General features: G+C 71.8%; 22 protein-coding genes and 1 pseudogene. 15 read left to right on the forward strand and 8 right to left on the reverse strand.

Annotation, left to right across the window (positions count from 1 at the left end):
* Positions 1–56 precede the first annotated feature (56 nt).
* A complete protein-coding gene (locus WDV06_RS04355) occupies positions 57–1,007 on the reverse strand; it encodes a helix-turn-helix domain-containing protein (RefSeq protein WP_395508264.1) in 951 nt (316 codons plus the stop codon).
* Between the two features lie 71 nt (positions 1,008–1,078).
* Between WDV06_RS04355 and WDV06_RS04360 the strand changes: the two genes are divergently transcribed.
* Positions 1,079–2,113 (forward strand): saccharopine dehydrogenase NADP-binding domain-containing protein, encoded by a 1,035-nt coding sequence (locus tag WDV06_RS04360; RefSeq protein ID WP_395508265.1) that lies wholly within the window; start codon positions 1,079–1,081, stop codon positions 2,111–2,113.
* A 189-nt stretch (positions 2,114–2,302) separates the two neighbouring features.
* Here WDV06_RS04360 and WDV06_RS04365 read toward each other — a convergent pair whose 3' ends face one another.
* Complete coding sequence (locus WDV06_RS04365; protein ID WP_385874689.1) at positions 2,303–2,581, reverse strand: GlsB/YeaQ/YmgE family stress response membrane protein; 279 nt, start codon at positions 2,579–2,581, stop codon at positions 2,303–2,305.
* A 593-nt stretch (positions 2,582–3,174) separates the two neighbouring features.
* Here WDV06_RS04365 and WDV06_RS04370 point away from each other — a divergent pair.
* Positions 3,175–3,756 (forward strand): Dps family protein, encoded by a 582-nt coding sequence (locus tag WDV06_RS04370; protein ID WP_395508266.1) that lies wholly within the window; start codon positions 3,175–3,177, stop codon positions 3,754–3,756.
* Between the two features lie 33 nt (positions 3,757–3,789).
* A complete protein-coding gene (locus WDV06_RS04375) occupies positions 3,790–4,011 on the forward strand; it encodes a hypothetical protein (RefSeq protein WP_395508267.1) in 222 nt (73 codons plus the stop codon).
* Between the two features lie 38 nt (positions 4,012–4,049).
* Here the strand turns inward: WDV06_RS04375 and WDV06_RS04380 are convergent, their stop codons facing one another.
* Positions 4,050–4,526, reverse strand: a complete 477-nt coding sequence (locus WDV06_RS04380) for a hypothetical protein (RefSeq protein ID WP_395508268.1) — start codon at positions 4,524–4,526, stop codon at positions 4,050–4,052.
* Between the two features lie 264 nt (positions 4,527–4,790).
* On the opposite strand from WDV06_RS04380, the gene WDV06_RS04385 reads away from it, so the two are divergent.
* Positions 4,791–5,372, forward strand: a complete 582-nt coding sequence (locus WDV06_RS04385; protein WP_395508269.1) for a GNAT family N-acetyltransferase — start codon at positions 4,791–4,793, stop codon at positions 5,370–5,372.
* Positions 5,373–5,399: 27 nt separating this feature from the next.
* On the opposite strand, the gene WDV06_RS04390 is transcribed toward WDV06_RS04385, so the two are convergent.
* Entirely contained in the window at positions 5,400–6,029 is a 630-nt protein-coding gene (locus WDV06_RS04390; protein ID WP_395508270.1) for a hypothetical protein, read from the reverse strand.
* 198 nt (positions 6,030–6,227) lie between these two features.
* On the opposite strand from WDV06_RS04390, the gene WDV06_RS04395 reads away from it, so the two are divergent.
* Together WDV06_RS04395 and dmpI are read left to right on the forward strand one after the other, a co-directional pair.
* Positions 6,228–7,127 carry a LysR family transcriptional regulator gene (locus WDV06_RS04395; protein WP_395508271.1) on the forward strand — a complete coding sequence of 300 codons (900 nt, stop codon included), beginning with the start codon at positions 6,228–6,230 and terminating at the stop codon, positions 7,125–7,127.
* 114 nt (positions 7,128–7,241) lie between these two features.
* Positions 7,242–7,424, forward strand: coding sequence for a 4-oxalocrotonate tautomerase DmpI (gene dmpI, locus WDV06_RS04400; RefSeq protein ID WP_395508272.1), 183 nt, complete (start codon positions 7,242–7,244; stop codon positions 7,422–7,424).
* 174 nt (positions 7,425–7,598) lie between these two features.
* Here dmpI and WDV06_RS04405 read toward each other — a convergent pair whose 3' ends face one another.
* Positions 7,599–8,492 (reverse strand): CPBP family glutamic-type intramembrane protease, encoded by an 894-nt coding sequence (locus WDV06_RS04405; RefSeq protein ID WP_395508273.1) that lies wholly within the window; start codon positions 8,490–8,492, stop codon positions 7,599–7,601.
* Positions 8,493–8,656: 164 nt separating this feature from the next.
* Here WDV06_RS04405 and WDV06_RS04410 point away from each other — a divergent pair, with 164 nt between their 5' ends.
* Both WDV06_RS04410 and WDV06_RS04415 read left to right on the forward strand, forming a co-directional pair.
* Positions 8,657–9,880 carry a sensor histidine kinase gene (locus WDV06_RS04410; protein WP_395508274.1) on the forward strand — a complete coding sequence of 408 codons (1,224 nt, stop codon included), beginning with the start codon at positions 8,657–8,659 and terminating at the stop codon, positions 9,878–9,880.
* Entirely contained in the window at positions 9,877–10,548 is a 672-nt protein-coding gene (locus WDV06_RS04415) for a response regulator (RefSeq protein ID WP_395508275.1), read from the forward strand. Before WDV06_RS04410 ends, WDV06_RS04415 begins: the two co-directional genes overlap by 4 nt.
* A 181-nt stretch (positions 10,549–10,729) precedes the next feature.
* Here the strand turns inward: WDV06_RS04415 and WDV06_RS04420 are convergent, their stop codons facing one another.
* Positions 10,730–10,927, reverse strand: a complete 198-nt coding sequence (locus WDV06_RS04420) for an antitoxin (RefSeq protein ID WP_395508276.1) — start codon at positions 10,925–10,927, stop codon at positions 10,730–10,732.
* Positions 10,928–11,323: 396 nt separating this feature from the next.
* Here WDV06_RS04420 and WDV06_RS37315 point away from each other — a divergent pair.
* Positions 11,324–11,521 (forward strand): annotated as a pseudogene (locus WDV06_RS37315) (hypothetical protein); the annotation flags it as partial.
* The gene (locus tag WDV06_RS04425; RefSeq protein ID WP_395508277.1) at positions 11,457–11,885 is read left to right on the forward strand and encodes an ester cyclase; all 429 of its coding nucleotides are present in this window, start codon (positions 11,457–11,459) and stop codon (positions 11,883–11,885) included. The pseudogene WDV06_RS37315 and the gene WDV06_RS04425, both read left to right, overlap by 65 nt.
* Positions 11,886–12,120: 235 nt before the next feature.
* Here WDV06_RS04425 and WDV06_RS04430 read toward each other — a convergent pair whose 3' ends face one another.
* Complete coding sequence (locus tag WDV06_RS04430) at positions 12,121–12,882, reverse strand: metallophosphoesterase family protein (protein ID WP_395508278.1); 762 nt, start codon at positions 12,880–12,882, stop codon at positions 12,121–12,123.
* Positions 12,883–13,175: 293 nt separating this feature from the next.
* Here WDV06_RS04430 and WDV06_RS04435 point away from each other — a divergent pair, with 293 nt between their 5' ends.
* From WDV06_RS04435 to WDV06_RS04455, 5 genes are all read left to right on the forward strand, one after another.
* Positions 13,176–13,490 (forward strand): hypothetical protein, encoded by a 315-nt coding sequence (locus tag WDV06_RS04435; protein ID WP_395508279.1) that lies wholly within the window; start codon positions 13,176–13,178, stop codon positions 13,488–13,490.
* Positions 13,491–13,706: 216 nt separating this feature from the next.
* Positions 13,707–14,114, forward strand: a complete 408-nt coding sequence (locus WDV06_RS04440) for a hypothetical protein (RefSeq protein WP_395508347.1) — start codon at positions 13,707–13,709, stop codon at positions 14,112–14,114.
* A 638-nt stretch (positions 14,115–14,752) separates the two neighbouring features.
* A complete protein-coding gene (locus WDV06_RS04445) occupies positions 14,753–14,965 on the forward strand; it encodes a hypothetical protein (protein ID WP_395508280.1) in 213 nt (70 codons plus the stop codon).
* Positions 14,952–16,352 (forward strand): amidase, encoded by a 1,401-nt coding sequence (locus WDV06_RS04450; RefSeq protein WP_395508281.1) that lies wholly within the window; start codon positions 14,952–14,954, stop codon positions 16,350–16,352. The genes WDV06_RS04445 and WDV06_RS04450 overlap by 14 nt, the downstream gene beginning before the upstream one ends.
* Positions 16,353–16,380: 28 nt before the next feature.
* On the forward strand, positions 16,381–16,947 hold the full coding sequence (locus WDV06_RS04455; RefSeq protein ID WP_395508282.1) for a TetR/AcrR family transcriptional regulator: 567 nt from the start codon (positions 16,381–16,383) through the stop codon (positions 16,945–16,947).
* A 79-nt stretch (positions 16,948–17,026) separates the two neighbouring features.
* Here WDV06_RS04455 and WDV06_RS04460 read toward each other — a convergent pair whose 3' ends face one another.
* A complete protein-coding gene (locus WDV06_RS04460) occupies positions 17,027–17,806 on the reverse strand; it encodes an SDR family NAD(P)-dependent oxidoreductase (protein WP_395508348.1) in 780 nt (259 codons plus the stop codon).
* Between the last annotated feature and the right edge of the window lie 350 nt (positions 17,807–18,156).

An 18,156-nucleotide genomic window follows, 5' to 3' on the forward strand; every position in this document is an offset into this window, starting at 1 on the left:
GACGATCCCGGGGGGGGCGACCGGTGGACGAGGTCTTCCGGAGGATCGCGCGGGGGCTATGAGCCGCTGCCACCGCGGAAGGTGCGCCGGTAGGTGTCCGGGGGCACTCCCACCGCGCGGCTGAAGTGCCGGCGCAGGGTGGTCGCCGTGCCCATGCCCGCGTGGACGGCGATCCGTTCGACGGGAGTGTCGGTGGTCTCCAGCAGCTCCTGCGCACGCCTGATGCGCTGCACGTGCAACCACCGCAGCGGGGTGAGACCGGTGCTCCGGTGGAAGAGCCGTGTCAGGTGCCGGGCGCTCATCCCCGCGCGGGAGGCCAGGTCCTGGACGGTCAACGGCTCGTGCAGCCGGTCGAGGATCCAGTCCTGCAGGGCGGTGAACCCGTCAGCGCTGCGGGCCGGGACGGGCGCGGCGATGTACTGCGCCTGGCCGCCGGCGCGGTGCGGAGGCACGACCAGGATGCGGGCCAGCGCGTTGGCGACCGCGGCGCCGTGGTCGAGGCGTACCAGGTGGAGGCTGAGGTCGAGGGCGGCCGCCTTGCCCGCGGCGGTGAGGATCTGCCCGTCGTGGGTGTAGAGGACGTCCGCGTTGACCCGTACGCGCGGATGGCGCTCCGCCAGCCGGTCCGCGTGCAGCCAGTGCGTGGCGGCCTCGCGCCCGTCCAGCAGCCCTGCGGCGGCGAGGACGAAGGAGCCGGTGCACAGCGACGCGATACGGGCCCCGCGCCGGTAGGCGGCACGGAGCGCGTCCAGCAGGTCGGCGGGCGGCTCGGCCTCGATGTCGTCGCAGGACGGCACGATCACCGTGTCGGCGCGGGCGAGTACGTCGAGCCCGTGCGCGGCGTCGAGGCGCAGCAGGCCCCCGAGCCGGGCGTCCTGCGGTCCGCAGACCGCGAACGCGTACCAGGGGTCGGCCAGCTGGGGGCGGTCCGTGCCGAAGACCTCCATGGCGATGGCCGCCTCGAACAGCATCGCCCCGTCGTACACCGGCATCGCCACCAGAGTCATGTCCGGAAGTGTACGGGTGGTGTCCTTTCCGACACTCGTGCGGGCAGCCTGCCGCCCCCAAGCTCGATGCCATGGACATCAACCCGGCGCAGCAGACCGTCGCGATCTTCGGCGCCTACGGCCACACCGCCCGCTTCCTCATCGACGAGTTCCACCAGCGCGGCCTGCGCCTCTCCCTCGGTGGCCGCGACCCGGTCCGCATGACCGCCCTGGCCGAGATCCACCCCCACGCCCGCGTCCACGTCGCCACCGTCGACGAACCCGGATCCCTGGACGCGCTGGTGGAGGGCGCCGCGCTGGTCGTCAACGCCGCCGGACCGTTCGGCGACACCACGGGCCCGCTGATCGAGGCCGCGCTGCGCGCCGGTATCCACTACATCGACATCACCGGGGAGCAGCCGGTCACCCGCCACGACTTCGAGACCTACCGGGACCCGCTCGCGGACAGCGGCCTGCTGTTCCTGCCCGCCCTGGGCTTCTTCGGCGGCCTGCCGGACCTGCTGGCCACCGCGGCGATGGGCGACTGGGCGGCCGCGGACGACATCACGGTGGCGTTCTCGCTCGACAGCTGGCACCCCACCGCCGGCACCCGCAAGGCGGGGGCGCGGAGCGCGGGCAAGCGGGTGACCGTGAGCGGCGGTCGGCTGGTCCCCTTCACCGACGGCCCGGACGTCCCGGCGCACTGGGACTTCCCGGCGCCGGCGGGCAGGCAGCCCGTACGCGCCCTCGGGACGGCCGACCAGATCACCATCTCGCGCCACCTGAAGGCTCCCGAGGTCCGGGCGTTCATGAACGAGGCACCGCTGGACGACCTGCGCGACCCGAGCACGCCGGGCCCCACCGCCGCGTCCGGCGACGGCCGTTCCGCGCAGTCGTGGCTGGTCGACGTCGTGGTCAGACGAGGAGCCGAGCGCCGCGCCGCGTCCGCTGCCGGCCGGGACATCTACGCGGTGACCGCCCCGCTGGTCGCCGAGGCGGCCGTCCGGATCCTCGCCGGCCGGACGCTGCCGGGCGGCGCGGCCTCCGGGATGCGCGCCCCGGGCGAGGTCTTCGACGCCGAGGACTTCCTCTCCTGCGTCGCCGACATCATCTGGTCGCGGCGCTGACGCGCGACGCCTCCGGGCCGCGCACCCCCACCGCCTTCGGCACGGCCGGCCCGGCACCGCGACCGCGGCACCGGCCTGAGCGGCGGCCGCTACAGGGTCGCCACAGCGGCTGCGCGCACGCGCCGTCGGCCCGTTCCCCTCCGTGCGGGAACGGGCCGACGGCGCGTGCGCGTGGGCTGTCGTCGGGGGTCAGGCGTGCCGGTGGGAGTGGCGGTTGCCGGTGAGCAGGCGGTAGAGGGCCAGCAGGATGACGGAGCCGACGATCGCGGCGATCCAGGTGGAGAGGTCGAAGAAGCCGTCGATGGAGTCGACGCCGAAGATCACCTTGCCGAGCCAGCCACCGAGCAGACCGCCGGCTATGCCGATGAGGGTGGTGATGATGATGCCGCCCGGGTCCTTGCCAGGCATGAGGGCCTTGGCGATGAGACCGGCCAGCAGTCCGATGAGGATCCACGCGATGATGCCCATGATGTGCCTCCGCCCATCCGATGTGAGGTAACGGTCGTTTCCGCTGTCATCCTCGCTCGTGCGCCCCCATCGCGATTTCAAACGCACCGGGCCGGAACCGTCCGCCACCGCTTCGAAGGCCGGACGCGAACCGACGGACCTGGCAGCGCCACCACGGCAGCGGCCGCATCCGGCGCAGGAGGCGTTCAAGAGGCCGCCGGAGGGCCGGGTGCCACCACCGCGCGGTGAGGCCGGCGGCGAGGGTGAGGGGGGGCGGCCGCGACGCACGACGACGAGCAGGCGGGTACCGCCCGCCTGTTCGGTACGGATGTCCGGGGCGCCGGGACGGCCGGCATTCGCCCGCACGTCTGCCTCGCCGCGCCGCCCCTCGTGCGCGTCGACGCTCGACCGGAACGTCGCCCCGGCTCCGGCGACGGAGGCCGCGATCCGGTTCCGCCCGCTGACCTCCGTCCACCGCCCGGAGCGGCGGCGACGAACCCGGGGGTGTGCGTCCCGTCTGGCGGGGCAGGCGATGGGACGGCGACGGGAGGGACCGCACGGTTCCGCCCGAGAGCCCGCGGTAATCGAACGACAGCGACAAGAGGAGTCCGCCCATGACCGACGCCACGCAGGCCACCGCACCGCACACCGTGCCCGGACTGGACCCGATCGAGGCCGAGCGGGTCGTGGACGTTCTGCAGGCGCGGCTGCACGCCCTCAACGACCTGGCCCTCACCCTCAAGCACGTCCACTGGAACGTCGTCGGCCCGCACTTCATCGCCGTGCACGAGATGCTCGACCCGCAGGTGGACGCCGTCCGCGAGATGGCCGACACCACGGCGGAGCGCATGGCCGCCCTCGGCGGAGTCCCGATCGGCACCCCGGGCGCCCTCGTCGCGGGGCGCACCTGGGACGACTACGAAGTGGGACGCGCCGACGCCGTCGCACACCTCGGCGCGCTGGACCTGGTCTACACCGGCGTCATCGAGGACCACCGGGCCGCCATGAAGACGGCCGGCGACATCGACCCGGTGACAGAGGACATGCTGATCGGACAGCTGGCGAAGCTGGAGCAGTTCCAGTGGTTCGTCCGCGCCCACCTGGAGAGCGGCAGCGGCCGCCTCAGCACGTCCGGCGCGCACACGCTCAGCGACGCCGCCGGCCAGGCCGCCCGGGCGTCGGCCGGGGGCGCATGACCGCCTCCATGCACGGTAGGGCGTACGGAGGCCGTGCCGGCTGCTCCCGGCCCGGCCTCCTGCCGAAGCCCGCAGACCTACACCCCGGACGGACGCCTGGTGGCGGCCTTCCGGGCGACCGGCCTGGTCGAACTGAGGAACGGGCAGGTCACGCAGCGGATCGCGACGATGTCCAGCAGCGTCTCGCGCGGCGGCGGGAGCGGCCGGGCGGTCGTCGAAGAAGCCGCCTTCGGCGACTGTCTCGACACGCTATGAGGCCGTGCCATGTCACACCAAAGGCACGGACTCAACCGTTACGACCAGCCCCACATCACTGCCCACGAGTTGGCCCGGGTCACGCCGCTCTCGTCCAGCCAGCTGTGCGCCTGGAAGGAGCATGACCCGCGCGTGACCGAGTGAGTGGAGTCGTACCAGCGGCCGACGCCCTCGTCGGTCGGGCCCGCGTGGGTGCCGCCGCGGTAGGCGGTGGAGTCGACCATCTGCCACGTGCGGTTGCCGTCGCAGCTCCGCCACAGCTGTGTGTAGAGCCTGACGTCGGTCGCGTGCGGGAGGGCGTTGGCCTCGGTGGCCGCCCACACCGCGTCGTCGGCGGTGCTCCACCACGCGCACGCCTTGATGGTCCAGGCCCCCCAGCCCGACGGGGTGTCCGTGCAATAGGGCCAGCCGTTGGCACTGGCGGTACCCGCAGCCGTGACGTTGGCCGTAGCGGCCAGCGCCAGGGCAGCGACTGAAAGTGCGGCTGTGCGTCGTACGTTCCGGAGCCGCTGCATGAGTGACGCTCCTCAGCTCGTGACCGGTGTGTTGGCGTCCGGGCCCGCGTGAACGGGCCAACGGCAACCAGTGTTCGGCGCCGGCTCCCTTCACCGCAAGACACCGGGCGCGCTGGGGACGCCCGCGGTGAACGCGCGGATGCGGCGGGCGTCAAGGCCCGCGCGCATTTTCCGGACGCCTTCGACGGCCGGCTCTCCGCAGCACGTCGGCAACCCCCACCACCCTCGTCACACCTCCCGGCAGGGTATGCGCACAATCGGCGCATGCAGATCCATTCGTTCCCCGAGGCAGCCACCCCCGCCGGCCTCCGCGTGCAGGTGAGGCAGATGCAGGACCGGGCGTGGCCCTCCGGGTCCGGCTCCGACGCGCCTGCCCAGGCCACGACCCACGACCCTGCGCTGCGCCCCTTGTCGATGCTGCTGGTGGACGAGGGGAGAGTGCTGGCCGCGCTGGACATCCTGTTCAAGGAGATCACCCATGCAGGCCGGGCCTTCTCGGCCGGGGGGCTGAGCACGGTGGTGACGAGCGAGCACGTACGCGGCCGTGGGTACGGCCGGCACCTGGTGACGGCGGCGCGCGAGGCGATGATCGCCCGGCACCTGGACCTCGGTGTGTTCACCTGCGACCGTCCTCTGCGGGCGTTCTACGAGAGCGCCGGCTGGAGCCTGCTCCCGGGGGCCGTACTCGTCGGAGGAACACGACAGGCTCCCTTCCCCAGCGACCAGTCCGGCTTCGCCAAGATCACGATGTCGGACTTCTTCTCGGCAGCGGGCCGCGAGGCGGAGACGACGTTCCGGCACTCCCGCATCGAGCTGTATCCCGGGGACATCGACAAGCTGTGGTGACGGCTCACGCCGCACGACGCCGCACGATCAACCGGCCGGCTGTCGGGCCTCTGACCGTACCTGCAGCGTCATGGCGGCGAGCCGGTCCAGATCGATGCTCTCCGGGGCCGGCTGCGGGCCGTCCGGGGTGATCAGCGCCACCAGCGCCATGGTGTTCCCGTCCGACCATGCGCACATGGGCATGTCGACCCGGACCTCCTCATCGCCGGGCCGGGTGAGAACCTGGCAGCTCACCGTGATGTCGCTGCCCGGCGGGGTGATGTCCTTGGGCGGGACAGGCGCTTGTGCCTCGGTCGGCGCCGAGGCTCCTGCAAGCAGGGCCGTGCGGGACCTGTCGTGCGGGGTTGTGAAACGGCCGTACGCCCCCGTCACCATGAGGACCTCTCGGGTACCCGCCGAGCCCTTCTCGTACTGGGCGGTGACGCGGGCGGGCTTCCCGGCAGCGGTGCCGGAAGGCCCCAGGGGTGCATCGTCCTCGGCGCTCGGCGGACCGTCTTCAGACCGCTGGTAGGAGCCACCGAGCAGGGTGTCGGGCATGGAGAGCCGGTACTCGTCCGGCCCGCTCGCCATCCACCGCACCCCGAATCCCGCGGCGAGGAGCCCCGCGACCGACACGGCGACGATCAGTACCGTCCTCCTGCCCCGTCGCTTTCCCACAGGGCCGTCTGCCCCCGGGCCCGCGTGCGACTGCTACGAGGTCCCGGACGTGTCGGGCGGGCTGGGGAAAGACGACATGGTCATGATCAGACACTACGGCCTTGAGGACCCTCCCGAAAATGCCCGGCCGTAGGCTGCCGAGGTGGGGCCTTCGCGGGCCGCCGCAGATCAGGACAGGGACCGGAACCGGGGGATCACGTGGAGCTGCGCCAGTTGCGGTGCTTCGTCGCCGTCGCGGAGGAGTTGCACTTCGGACGGGCCGCCGACCGGTTGATGCTCGGCCAGCCGGCGGTGAGCCAGCAGGTGCGCCGGCTGGAGCGGGAGTTGAAGGTGGAACTGTTCGACCGCTCGCCGCGGTACGTCCGGCTCACCTCGGCCGGCGAACGGTTCCTGCCGGCCGCCCGGGAGGTGCTGGCCGCCGAGCGGGCCGCCGCGGCGCTGGCCGCCGAGCTGGCCGCTCCCGGCGCCCGGGCGTTCGGGCTCGGCACCATCACCGGGCTCGGCGAGCGGCTCGACCGGATCCTCGACGCCTACCAACGGCACGCGCCCGAGATCCGCGTGGAACTGCACTCGGCCCCGGTGCAGGAACGACTCGCCAGGCTCGCGGACGGCCGCCTCGACGCGGCCTTCGTCCGCGGCGAGATTCCCGCGGGCACCGACGACGTGCGCTTCCTGCCGCTGCCGCCCGACGAGTTGGTGATCGCGCTGCCCGCCCGCCACCCGCTCGCGGAGCGTTCCGAGCTCGACCTGGCGGACCTCGCCGAACTGCCGCTGCGGCTCACCGAGCGCCGCAACCATCCGGCGCTGGTCGACCTGGTGCTCACCGCCTGCCACCGGGCCGGCTTCCAGCCCGTCCCCGGCCCGGCGTCCAGCACCCTGCAGGACACGCTCGCCGCGATCGGCACCGGCACCCCGATGTGGACGGTGGTCTACGCGGCCAACGCCCGCCTGACCAGCCATCCGCGGATCGCCTTCCGGCCGCTGCGGGACCGGGTGCTGGCCCTGCCGGTGGCGCTCGGAGTGCGCCGCACCGTGCCGCGCCCGGAGCTGCTGGTCGAGGCCTGCCGGGGGAGGGCCGCGCACGATCACGAATCGTGATCGCTGTCAGAGCGAAGCTCGTCTGGTTCGCCGCCGGGCTCTGCGGTGGACTGTTCCCAGAGCGCGGACCGGACACCAGGAGCCGGACGGCGCAACCCCTTTGAGGAGCAGACCGTGCCGATCGTCACCATCCAGCAGGGCCCCCGCAGCATCGAGCTCAAGCGCGAGCTGGTCGCGCGGATCACCGATGCCTTCGTGGACACCCTGCAGCTGCCCGCCGAGACCGTCCAGGTCTGGATCCACGAGGTCCCCGCCGACAGCTGGGCCGCGGCGGGCAAGCTCACCGCCGACCGATAGCGGCCGCGCGGAGCCCCGCAACGCAACCAACGTCACCAGAACCGGTCGGTGCCCCCTCCCGTGTCGACGGACGCCGGCCCGGGGTCCGCCGCGTGGACTTCGACCCGGCGGTGCCGCTCGGGTGGCTGTCACCGGCGGGTTCGGTGGAGGTCGACTACGAGCGGCAGGGCGGGGTCACCGCCCGTGGCGCCGCCGCCACCCCTCCAGCAGGCACAGGACGGCCAGCGGCGCCATCGCCAGCGTCGGAAGTACCGTCGTGGCCAAAGGACCCAGGCCCGCCCCGGGGCCGTCCAGCAGTTGGCCGACCAGCAGGAACAGCACCATGTTGTTGCCGCTGTGCGCCAGGCTCGCCACCCACACGCTCCCGCTGCGCCGGTAGAGCCACCACAGCAGGACCTCCTGGACCAGGAAGGACACCGTCCACGCGGCCAGCCCGACGGCTCGGTCACGGAACTCGACGTAACCGATGAACGCCAACGGAAAGTGCCACACCGCCCAGATCAGCCCGGTCGCCAGCAACGACGGGACGGTCCGGCCCCCGCACAGCCGGGGCCGCAGGTAGCTGGTCCAGCCGAACTCCTCACCGCAGTACAGGGGGGTGAGCACCGGCACGACCAGCATCAACGCCGCCACTGCGGCCCAGCCCGGCAGCCCCGACAGCACCTCACCAAGCGGTGCCAGGTCGGGCTTCCACAGGCCGAGCGCCGCCGCCAGGGCGACGGACGCCGCGGCGATGCCCAGCGGGCCGAGCCACGCGATGATCCAGTACGGCCAGGCCTCCCGCAGCCGCAACCTCAGCCCCGCGTCCGCGAACCCCTCCTTCGTGACCCAGCGGCGCACGACGACCGCCACGATCCCCGGACCGAGGGCATAGGGGAGCTGCAGCAGCGGATTCACCGCCGCCAGCCCGAGCCCTCGCCGGGCGAACAGCAGCCACAGCCACGTCAGACCGAACGACAGGACCAGGAACACGACAACGCCCTTGCTCCCGACGGCCTCTGCCGCGTCCTCCTCCGTGTATCCCACGCCCGCTGCCCCGGCCCCTTCGAGGCCCGCTTCCTGTGTCATGCGCATTCTCTCCCCATCTCCGGACGACGACACGGAGAAAGCTCCCACCGCCGGCCCCGCCCCCACATCGCCATCCGGAGCCAACTGCGGCTCCCCCGAAGGAGGCCCCTCGCCTGGCTCTTTCGGGGGAAGCGGCGGGCACGGGCGGGCAGTACGGTCCAGCCATGCGCACCGTATTGATCCGCAGCCCGCGGCCGTGGCTCCACGCCGTCATCGGCGCCCTGCTGAGCCTTCCGCTCGCGCTGGCCGCCGTGTTGGCGGCGCCGCCCGGCCGACCGCTGCCGCTTCGGGCCGCCGCGAGCGTGGTGGCGCTGCTCGCCGTCCTCGCGGCCATGGGAATCCCGCGCGCCGGCCGCACCGGTTCCGTACGCCTGGCGAACGCCCTCCTCGGTACGGAGCTGCCCGCACCCGTCGCCAGGATGAGCCGCGACCACCGGTTGCGGACGACAGCGTGGCTGGTGCCGCACATGGTGGTGGGCCTCGCGGTGACCGCGGTGACCTTCCTCCTGCTGCTGTCCGCGGTGGTGTTCCCCGCGGTGTGGCTGACCGGCGGCGGCCAGGTGTCGACGTTCGGCACGACCGTGCCGGTGGAGGCCGGATGGCGGGGTGCGTGGACCCCGCCGGTGTCCGTCGTGACACTCGCCGCCGCAGCGTACGTCGCCCTGGGCGGCGCAGCCGTGCTGCGCCCGCTCGCCCAGGCCCTCCTCGACCACCGGCCCGCCGAACGGCTCGCCGCCGCCGAGGAGGAACTGAACCGGCTCGCCGGACAGCAGCGACTGGCACGCGAGTTGCACGACTCGATCGGGCACACCCTGACCGCCTCCACCATCCAGGCCGCCGTCGCGAGTGAACTGCTGGACCGCGACCCGGAGGCGGCGCGGCGCGCGCTCACCAGCATCGAGGAGACCACGCGCACGGCGATGGACGACCTCGACCACGTCCTCGGCCTCCTGCGCGCCGGGATCACACCCACCGCACCCCCGCGCACCCTCGCCGACCTCGGCCCGCTCACCGACGGGGTGAGACAGACCGGTGCCGGGCTGCGCGTCGAGACCCGCGGCGACTTCACCCGGGTCCCGGCGACCGTGTCCCGCGAGGCGTACCGGATCGTCCAGGAGGGGCTGACCAACGCGCTGCGGCACGGCGACCCGTCGTCGATCACCCTGCAGGTGACGGCGGGGGAGGACTGGCTGGACCTGGAACTGCTCAACCTGCCCTCCGGGAAGCGCGCGCCGCGCCGCCGGCCGGCCGGGCAGGGCCTCGACGGCATCCGCGAGCGCGTGCGCACGCTGCGCGGCGAAACCTCGGCGGGCCCCTGGTACGACGCCGAAGACGGTCACGAACGCTGGCGGCTCACCGCCCGGCTCCCGCTACGCTCGCCTGCATGACCGCCCCTGCCGAGCCCGCCGTGACCGTACTCGTCGTCGACGACGAGGAGTTGACCCGAACCGGACTGCGTACGCTGCTCTCCGCACAGCCCGACATCGAGGTGGTCGGTGAGGCAGACGACGGCTCCCAGGTGTTGCCGCTCGTGGAGCGGCTGCGGCCGGACGTCGTGCTGATGGATGTCCGGATGCCCACGGTCGACGGCATCGTGGCGACGCGCAGGCTGCGGGAGGAACTGGCCGACCCCCCGAAGATCCTGGTCCTCACCACGTTCGAGAACGACGATCACGTGTACGGCGCGCTGCGCGCCGGCGCGAGCGGCTTCCTCCGCAAACGGGCGCCCGCCCGCCAGATCGCCCAGGCCGTCCGGCTGGTCGCCGAGGGCAGCTCGATACTCTTCCCCCACGCCGTACGCCGCCTGGCCACGGCCCGGCCCGTGCACCCGGGAGCCGCCGCACGCACCGCGGCCCTCACACAACGGGAGACCGAAATCCTCCGGCTGATGGCGCGCGGCCTGTCCAACCAGGCGATCTCGGCAGAGCTCGTCGTCAGCCAGGAGACCGTGAAGACCCACGTCGGCAACATCCTCGCCAAACTCGGCGCGGCCAACCGCACCCAGGCCGTCATCACCGCGTTCCAGGCGGGCGTCGCCGACCCGGAAGCGGCGTAGACCGCTTCCTTCGCCGCGCCGACGGACGTGTTCCACGGGGTGACCGCACCGTCAGCCTGAAGGACCCTTCGGGCCACAATGGGTGTTACTGACCCATGTGGAAGACGTATCGGACGAGGATCTTCGGCATCGCCTGCCCGCCGACACCCCGCCCCTCCCGACCACGGCTGCGAACGGGGTGTCAGTCCTTCTTCTTCGCCAGGTTCTCCACGAGGCCCTGGGCCTTGTCGACGGCCGTGTCGATCGCGGCGCTGTGCTTGCCGTCGGTCTTCTGGTCGACGATGCCGCCGACCTTCTCCAGTCCGGCGGCGATCGCGCCGCCGTGCGACTGGGCGATCTCCTCGGCCTTGTCCTTGAGGTTCTTCAAGGCGTCGAACATGGTGGACCCGTCCCCTCCGGTGGATTGCTGTAAAGGGCATGATTCCACGTCCCGCCCGGAAGCGGGCAGTCGGGGAGCATCCGGACATAGATCCGAAAGGCAACGGCGGCCCGTCCGCGTAGCCGAGCCGGGGTTGAGGGTTCCGGCGTCGGGGCCGGCATCCGCACGCAGACCGACCGGATCGAGGCCGACCTGCCCGCCCAGGGCGTCTCTCCGAAGACGGCGTTCCAGCAGTGGCAGGCCGACCACGCGCCTTCATGGATTGGTGGCGCTCAAGGACAGCTACGGCGATCCGGCGAGTCCTGGGCACGACCTGCTGCGCGACTGCGCCCGCGGGGCATGCGCGCCCCGGTCTGGCGGGCGGTGACGGCGCGCCCTGGGCTTGTGGAAGGCCACCTGGCCTCGGTCTTCGAACTCGTCGAGTCGGCCCGGCAGCGGTGGCGGCCCGTGAAGGCTCCCCACCTCGTCGTCCCGGTCCGCGCCGGAGCCCGCTTCGTACGCGGCACGAACGCAATGCCAGACTTTGCTGATGACCAACGCCAAGGACACAGTCCGCGAGTTTCTTCTGCAGGTGCGGTCAGGGCTGCACCCTGACCGGGCCAGTCGCTTCATGGCCGGCCGCGTCCGAGCCCACCAGGTCGTCTCGGAGGCACCTGTGGTCGTGGAGCGGACACCGCAGCAGTACGCCGAGCACGTCCAGGAGATGCTCGACGCATACGGCGCCTTCACGCTGACCGTGGACGAGCTCATCGCCGAGGGCGATCGCGTCTATGCCCGCTGGACCCAAGTCGGACGACATGTCGGACCGGTCGACCACTACCAGCCGACCGGTGCGCAGCTCATAGCGATGACCAGCGCGGTCTACCGCGTTGAGGACGGCCTGATCGCCGAGTACTGGATCCAGATCGACCGGCAGGGAATCACCGCCCAGCTGGAGCAAGCCGCTTCCCCGCGCTGATTCCGGACTCGATCCACCGGCACCGTGCGGACGCCGAGCGCCCTGGTGGCGGCTTGCCGGGCGAACGCAGCGCCCCTCGACGTACGCCCGGCACCCCCCCATGTCGCAGCAGTCGTCACAAGGATGACCACGGGGGTCCCCCCGTGACCAGTTCTCCTCACCCAAGCGACCACCTGCTGCGCGAGGGACGACCGCGCCCGCTGTTCGGCTGCGCCGCGTCGCGGCCGGGAGCGGGTCACGGCCTGTGGTCGCGTCCGTCGCGTGGTCCGAAGGCTGTGAGGGCTTCGACGTCGGTCGCGCGGGCGTGCAGAAAGTAGTCGGCCCATGCGGTGATGTCGGGGTAGGACGAGTCCCGGCTGAGCTGGGTGGCTGCGGCATGGAGGTCGAAGTGCGTGGTGCGAAGCTCGACGCCCGGGCCCAGGAGGGCCCAGTGCGCTCCCGCTCGTCCGTAGGGCATACCGACGCTGCCTGGGTTGATCACGAGACGGCTGTGGGCGAGGCGGACGAACGGCATGTGGGTGTGGCCGCAGACCACGGTGCGGATGTCGGCATCGAGTCCCTCGAAGACCTCCTCCCAGCGGTCGAGGCGGGAGTCGACCAGGACGACCTCCTCGTCGTCGCGGGGGGTGGCGTGGCAGAACAGCACCTTTCCCAGGCCGTTCACGGTCAGGGAGAGTGATCGTGGAAGCGAGTCGAGTAGGTCGAGATGGTCGTCGCGGAGCTGCTCGGCTGCCCAGGGGGCGATCGGGTCGGGGATCGTTTCGCGTTGTCCCCGACGGTATTCGAGGAGTTCGCGGTCGGCGTTGCCGCTGATCCAGACGACACGGTCGCCGAGGCTGCTCAGCAGGTCGAGGACCTGGGCGGGTTGCGGGCCGGCGGTGATGTCGCCGGTCAGCACGATGCGATCGGCGGTGCCGAGGTCTGGTTCGGCCAGTACTGCTTCCAGGGCAGGCAGGACTCCGTGGATGTCGGACAGAACGGCTACTCGGTTCAGCATGCTCACCACTGTCGAGCGGAAGCGGCCGCAGGGTGTGATCTTTCGCCGCGCGCGTAGTTCCAGAGGGGGCAGGTGGCCCGGCACGGACAACCCCTTCCCCGAGGCCGGTCCACCGCCCGCACCCTCGGGTGCCACGGCGGAGCGGGCTGTGGCGTGCATGTGGGCCGGGGATGGCGGAACGTCCCGGCTCACTTGGCTGTGGGAGCACAGATGCCGCTCAACTGTCCGGCTGGCGATGCGACCGGCCGCACACCATCGGAGCAGCACGACGTCCATGACCTTGGGAGGCTCGCATGAGCGTCAAAGGAATGAGCGTCAGGAAGAAGGCCGTCGCGGCGGCCGCGATGGCGGCCGGTCTGGCCCTGGCCCATGTGGGGGCCGCGAGCGCCGCCGGCTACCCGGAACGGTTCGACGTGCACTTCCTGTCCGGCGACTGCCGGACCGAGGGAAAGTTCAGCTACACCGGCGGCGTCACCACCAACAAACCGACCTGGGTGGCCAGCGCCGTCCGCAGCGGGGAACCCACGTGCAACGTGTATGTCGGGGTCATCTACAAGAGCCCGGATTGCTCGCGCCACCCTTCCTTACGGTCAGACAGGTCTACCTGAATCAAGTGGTCTATGAGGTCCTTGCCGATCAAGTTGTCGTGCGTGATGAGGGTGATGGGGTGCCTCCCGGAGCCAAGTTCCGACCCTCTGATCCTGCAGCAGCTGTCTCAGCCGACATGCGGGGGCCTCCATGTTCTTCGTCAAGCGTGTGGGCAGCTTCGGCCCCGAGGTTCGATCTTCTTCGTGGGGGCATGACATCGTCTGGTCGTGCCAGAGATGATGAGTGGGTTGGAGGCGGCCTTGGCTGAGGCGTCGTCTCCTTCGTGGACGCAACGTGCTCGTGCCGGGCGTGACCTTGCCTTCTTCGCTGATGTGCCTGAGGCTGCGGAAGTGTTGGTGGGGCTGCTGCTGGACGTCGAGGACACGGCGGTGACTCGGCAGACCGCCGAGGCCCTGGCCCAGGTGGGGACGGTGGCGGCTGTAAGACTCATCGCTCTTGCGGTTGCCGAGGCTGACGACAACCACGCCGACTGGTTGCAGACCGGGGTGCATGACGCGCTCGTGGACGCAGACGGCGTGCCGGACGTCGCAGCGACCTGCCGGAAGCTTGCCCGAGACCAGGAAGAAGCTGTCCGCCGGGGTGCCGCAGAGATCTCGGCGTGGACAGAGGGCACAAGGTGTTGATCTGAACCGACCTGCCTGTGGGCTGGTTCATGCAACCGTCGCTTGGGGTCTTGCCGCGGGCCCGGCAGCGGTCGTAGTCGGTGCGGGAAGCGTGGTCGTGCAGGGCGGCGAACGCGGAAAGGAACATCGCGCGCCTGAGCCTGCTCTGCTGTCGTGGCCGTCGTACTGAAGGCCTCCTCGGCCCTCGTCCTCGTTCTCGATCATGACGCCATCCTGGCGGACGGCACTGACAGCGCCCGGCAAAGGGCCTGACGGCCCCTGCCTGGCCCATGTTCCACAGGGGCGGCCGACGCTCACGGCTCGGGCGTGGGCCGGCGGTGGGAGGGTGGGCCGGTGGGTGTGCGGGGTCGGACGTGGATGACCCGGGTCCGGTGCTGGCCGCGTCCCCGTGGAGCTGGTGGGGGCGGCTCGCTAGACGGCCGGCTGCTCGACGTGACGGGCTGGAGCGCCGCGGCGGCAGCGAGCAGGGTGGTGCCTGGAACCCTCCCCTAAACGCAATCGAATTGCTTTAAGTGATCTCAATGCCTACCCTCGCTTAAAGCGAACCGTTAGCTTTTGACGTGCGGCGGTCCTGGGACGGGTGCCCGGGACCGCGCCCTCGCCCCCGTCCGTTCCCGTCCGATCAGGAGAGAAGGCCCATGTCCGCTGCCGCCGAACTCACGCCCTCGGAGGCGGCCCGCTGGGCCGACCGCGCCGGGCTCCCGCTTCCGGCCGACCGGCTCGCCGCAGTCGCCGTCACCGCCAACCACATCCTGTCCGTCGTGTCCGTCCTGCGGGAACTGGACTTCGGGGACACCCCGCCTGCCGCCGCCTACCGCGCCGAAGAGGAGAAGAACGATGCAGCCGTTTGAACTGTCCATCGCGGCAGCCGCCGAAGCGATCCGGGCGCGAGAGTTGTCCCCCGTCGAACTGGTGGACTCCGTTCTCGACCGCCTCGAACAGGTGGAGCCGCACCTTCAGGCGTACGTCTCCGTCCGGGCCGACGAGGCCCGCCGGGCGGCGCGCGAGGCCGAGCAGGACGTCGCCGCCGGCCGTCTGCGAGGCCCGTTGCACGGCGTCCCCATGGGGCTGAAGGACCTCATCGACGTCGCCGGCGCGCCCACCACCGCCAGCTCCCGGGTCCGTGCGGGCCACCGGGCCGAGACCGACAGTACGGTCGCCGCCCGCCTGGCCGCCGCAGGCGCGGTCCTGCTCGGCAAGACGCACACCCATGAGTTCGCCTACGGCCTGACCACCCCGCAGACCCACAACGCCTGGAACCGGGACCGGATCGCCGGCGGCTCCAGCGGCGGCTCCGCCGTCGCCGTCGCCGCGGGAGCGGCGACCTTCGCCCTCGGCACCGACACCGGCGGATCGATCCGGGTGCCCTCCGCGCTCAACGGGGTCGTCGGCCTCAAGCCGACCTACGGCCTCGTCCCCCGCCACGGCGTGACGTCCCTCTCCTGGTCGCTGGACCACGTGGGCCCGATCACCCGCACCGTGGAGGACGCCGCGCTGGTCCTCTCGTCCCTGGCCGGCCACGATCCACGCGACCCCGCCTCCCTGACCGCACCCCGCGCCCACTACCGGCCGGACAGCGCCACGGACCTGACGGGCCTGCGCATCGGCGTGCCGCGCAACTACTACTTCGACCACGTCCACTCCGAGGTGGAGGCCGCCGTCCGCCTCGCCATCGCCCAGCTCGAAAGCCTCGGAGCACAGCTCGTCGAGGTCGAGATCCCGATGACGCGCTACGTCCAGGCCACCCAGTGGGGCCTGATGGTGCCCGAGGCCACCGCCTACCACGAGCGCACCCTGCGCGCCGTCCCCGAGCTCTACCGGGACGACGTACGGACCCTGCTCGAAGCCGGCGAGCTGATGCCGGCCGCCGACCACCTGCGCGCCCAGCGCTCGCGCACCCTCATGCGGCAGGCGTGGGCCCACCTGCTGGAGGAGGCCGACGTGATCGCCGCCCCGACCGTCCCGGCCACCGCGGTGAAGGCGGACCAGGAAACGATCACCTGGCAGGACGGTACCGTCGAGGCGGTGTCCGATGCCTACGTGCGCCTCTCGGCCCCCGCCAACATCACCGGGATGCCCTCGTTGTCCGTCCCGGTCGGCCACGGCGCGGCGGGCCTGCCCATCGGCATGCAACTCCTCGGCCGCCCCCTCGGGGAGCAGGTGGTCCTGCGCGTCGGCCACGCCTACGAGCAGACCCGGCCCGCACGCCACCTGGCGTCGGCCCAGACGACCGCTTGAAGCATCATCTTTGCTTTAAGCTGGTCCCATGAGCCGAAGAACCATGGTGCGCCCCGGAGGGCGCAGCGCCAGGGTGCAGGCATCGGTGCACGCCGCCGTGCGCGAACTTGAGGCGGAGCTGGGCCGCGAAGCCCTCACGGTCCCGCTGGTTGCCGCTCGGGCCGGAGTCACCCCGTCCACGATCTACCGCCGTTGGGGGGATCTGCAGGAGCTGATGTCGGACGTGGCGGTAGAGCGGTTGCGGCCCGAGACGGCGCCGGCGGACCTGGGCAGCCTCAGGTCCGACCTGGAGGCCTGGGCCGAACAGTTCCTGGAGGAGATGGCCGCCCCCACGGGCCGCGCCTACATCCGCGACGCCCTGCTCGGCGACCCGGACGGCACCAACGCCGGCCGGTGCTCGGCCTACGCGGCCGAGCAGATCGAGGTCATCCTCAGCCGCGCGGCCGACCGCGATGAAGCTGCACCCGACGCCGAAACGATCCTCGACCGCGTCGTCGCCCCCACGATGTATCGCATCCTCTTCCGACCTGAGGGACTCGACACCACGTACGTCCACCACCTGCTGGCCGGCCTCCTCGCGCCGAACGCGCACTGACCGACCTGGCGCGGCCCTCCGCAAGGGCCTCCTGGTCCCGGCGCAGCCGTCCCCGGAACGGAGCACGAGAGCCGACCGGCTACCAGGTCGTCAGGAACCCGCCGTCGATGGTGATGTCGGATCCGGTGACATTGCTCGTCCGGTCGCTCGCCAGCATCAGCACCACGTCCGCGACCTCGGAGGGCTTCGAGAACCGACCGGTGACCGTGGCACCGGCGGCCTGGGCCGCCACCTCTTGCGGCGTCATCCCGGTCGCCCGGGACACGGTGGCGGCGACGCCGTCACCGGCCAGCCACAGGTCGGTCTCGACCGGGCCGGGGCTGACCGTGTTCACGCGGATCCCGCGGCCGCCCACCTCTTTGGACAGGCCCTTGGAGAAATTCGCCAGGGCCGCCTTGCCCACCGAGTAGTCGATCACCATCGGATCGGGGAAGACGGAGTTGACCGAGCAGATGTTGACGATCGACCCACTGCCCCTGTCCAGCATCAGCGGCAGCACTTCCCGGGTGACGCGCACCGCTGCGAACAGGTTGAGGTTGATCGCCTGTTGCCACTGCTCATCGGTGACACCGAGAAATCCACTCGGCCGGGCGGAGGCCGAGCCCACGTTGTTCACGAGGACGTCGACGCGGTCCCCGGCCGCTGCGACGAGCTGCCTGGCTCCCTCGGCCCCGGCCAGATCCACCCGCACGAGGCGGACGCCGCCGCGCTCGACCAGTGCGTCGAGCTCAGCGGAGGAGTGACGTGCGCCGGCCACCACCAGGGCGCCCTCGGCCGCCAGGGCCCGCACGATCGCGAGGCCGATACCCCGGCTCGCGCCCGTCACCAGGGCCACGCGACCTTCCAGTCCGAGATCCATGGTGATGTCATCGACCAAGACCGCCACGCACTTGAGTGCCCCCGGACCGCGTCCCACCACCGACCCTTCGCATCGGGCCCGCCTTCGGTGGGTTCCTCCGCCCCCGGACCGTGAGGCGCCGTCGGCGTGGGAGCCGGCCCGGTGACGGCGGATGATCTCGGCGCCGGGATGTTTCCGCGGCCGGCCCGCGAGGGGGGAGGCGTTCCGGCCGGGCAGCAGGTCGAGAGGCCGGCCGGTCGCGCAGGTGCCGTCGTGACCCATGGGGCCACCCTGGGCCGCGTGATCCCGTGTGGCGGGCCGCCGGAGCCGTGTGTCGCCGGCGAACACTGCGGATCGGCGCACTCCGCACT

It is taken from the genome of Streptomyces racemochromogenes (assembly GCF_044129415.1).
GTDB classification, from domain to species: Bacteria; Actinomycetota; Actinomycetes; order Streptomycetales; family Streptomycetaceae; genus Streptomyces; species Streptomyces racemochromogenes_A.

Bases quoted from the DNA above. Each gene is read 5' to 3' on its own strand.
- WDV06_RS04420 (WP_395508276.1), bottom strand. From the start codon at position 10,927: ATGTTCGACGCCTTGAAGAACCTCAAGGACAAGGCCGAGGAGATCGCC.
- WDV06_RS04455 (WP_395508282.1), top strand. From the start codon at position 16,381: ATGAGCCGAAGAACCATGGTGCGCCCCGGAGGGCGCAGCGCCAGGGTG.
- WDV06_RS04460 (WP_395508348.1), bottom strand. From the start codon at position 17,806: ATGGATCTCGGACTGGAAGGTCGCGTGGCCCTGGTGACGGGCGCGAGC.
- WDV06_RS04415 (WP_395508275.1), top strand. From the start codon at position 9,877: ATGACCGCCCCTGCCGAGCCCGCCGTGACCGTACTCGTCGTCGACGAC.
- WDV06_RS04450 (WP_395508281.1), top strand. From the start codon at position 14,952: ATGCAGCCGTTTGAACTGTCCATCGCGGCAGCCGCCGAAGCGATCCGG.
- WDV06_RS04355 (WP_395508264.1), bottom strand. From the start codon at position 1,007: ATGACTCTGGTGGCGATGCCGGTGTACGACGGGGCGATGCTGTTCGAG.
- WDV06_RS04405 (WP_395508273.1), bottom strand. From the start codon at position 8,492: ATGACACAGGAAGCGGGCCTCGAAGGGGCCGGGGCAGCGGGCGTGGGA.
- WDV06_RS04360 (WP_395508265.1), top strand. From the start codon at position 1,079: ATGGACATCAACCCGGCGCAGCAGACCGTCGCGATCTTCGGCGCCTAC.
- WDV06_RS04410 (WP_395508274.1), top strand. From the start codon at position 8,657: ATGCGCACCGTATTGATCCGCAGCCCGCGGCCGTGGCTCCACGCCGTC.
- WDV06_RS04425 (WP_395508277.1), top strand. From the start codon at position 11,457: ATGACCAACGCCAAGGACACAGTCCGCGAGTTTCTTCTGCAGGTGCGG.
- WDV06_RS04365 (WP_385874689.1), bottom strand. From the start codon at position 2,581: ATGGGCATCATCGCGTGGATCCTCATCGGACTGCTGGCCGGTCTCATC.
- WDV06_RS04385 (WP_395508269.1), top strand. From the start codon at position 4,791: ATGCAGATCCATTCGTTCCCCGAGGCAGCCACCCCCGCCGGCCTCCGC.
- WDV06_RS04435 (WP_395508279.1), top strand. From the start codon at position 13,176: ATGAGCGTCAAAGGAATGAGCGTCAGGAAGAAGGCCGTCGCGGCGGCC.
- WDV06_RS04430 (WP_395508278.1), bottom strand. From the start codon at position 12,882: ATGCTGAACCGAGTAGCCGTTCTGTCCGACATCCACGGAGTCCTGCCT.
- WDV06_RS04440 (WP_395508347.1), top strand. From the start codon at position 13,707: ATGATGAGTGGGTTGGAGGCGGCCTTGGCTGAGGCGTCGTCTCCTTCG.
- WDV06_RS04380 (WP_395508268.1), bottom strand. From the start codon at position 4,526: ATGCAGCGGCTCCGGAACGTACGACGCACAGCCGCACTTTCAGTCGCT.
- WDV06_RS04370 (WP_395508266.1), top strand. From the start codon at position 3,175: ATGACCGACGCCACGCAGGCCACCGCACCGCACACCGTGCCCGGACTG.
- WDV06_RS04445 (WP_395508280.1), top strand. From the start codon at position 14,753: ATGTCCGCTGCCGCCGAACTCACGCCCTCGGAGGCGGCCCGCTGGGCC.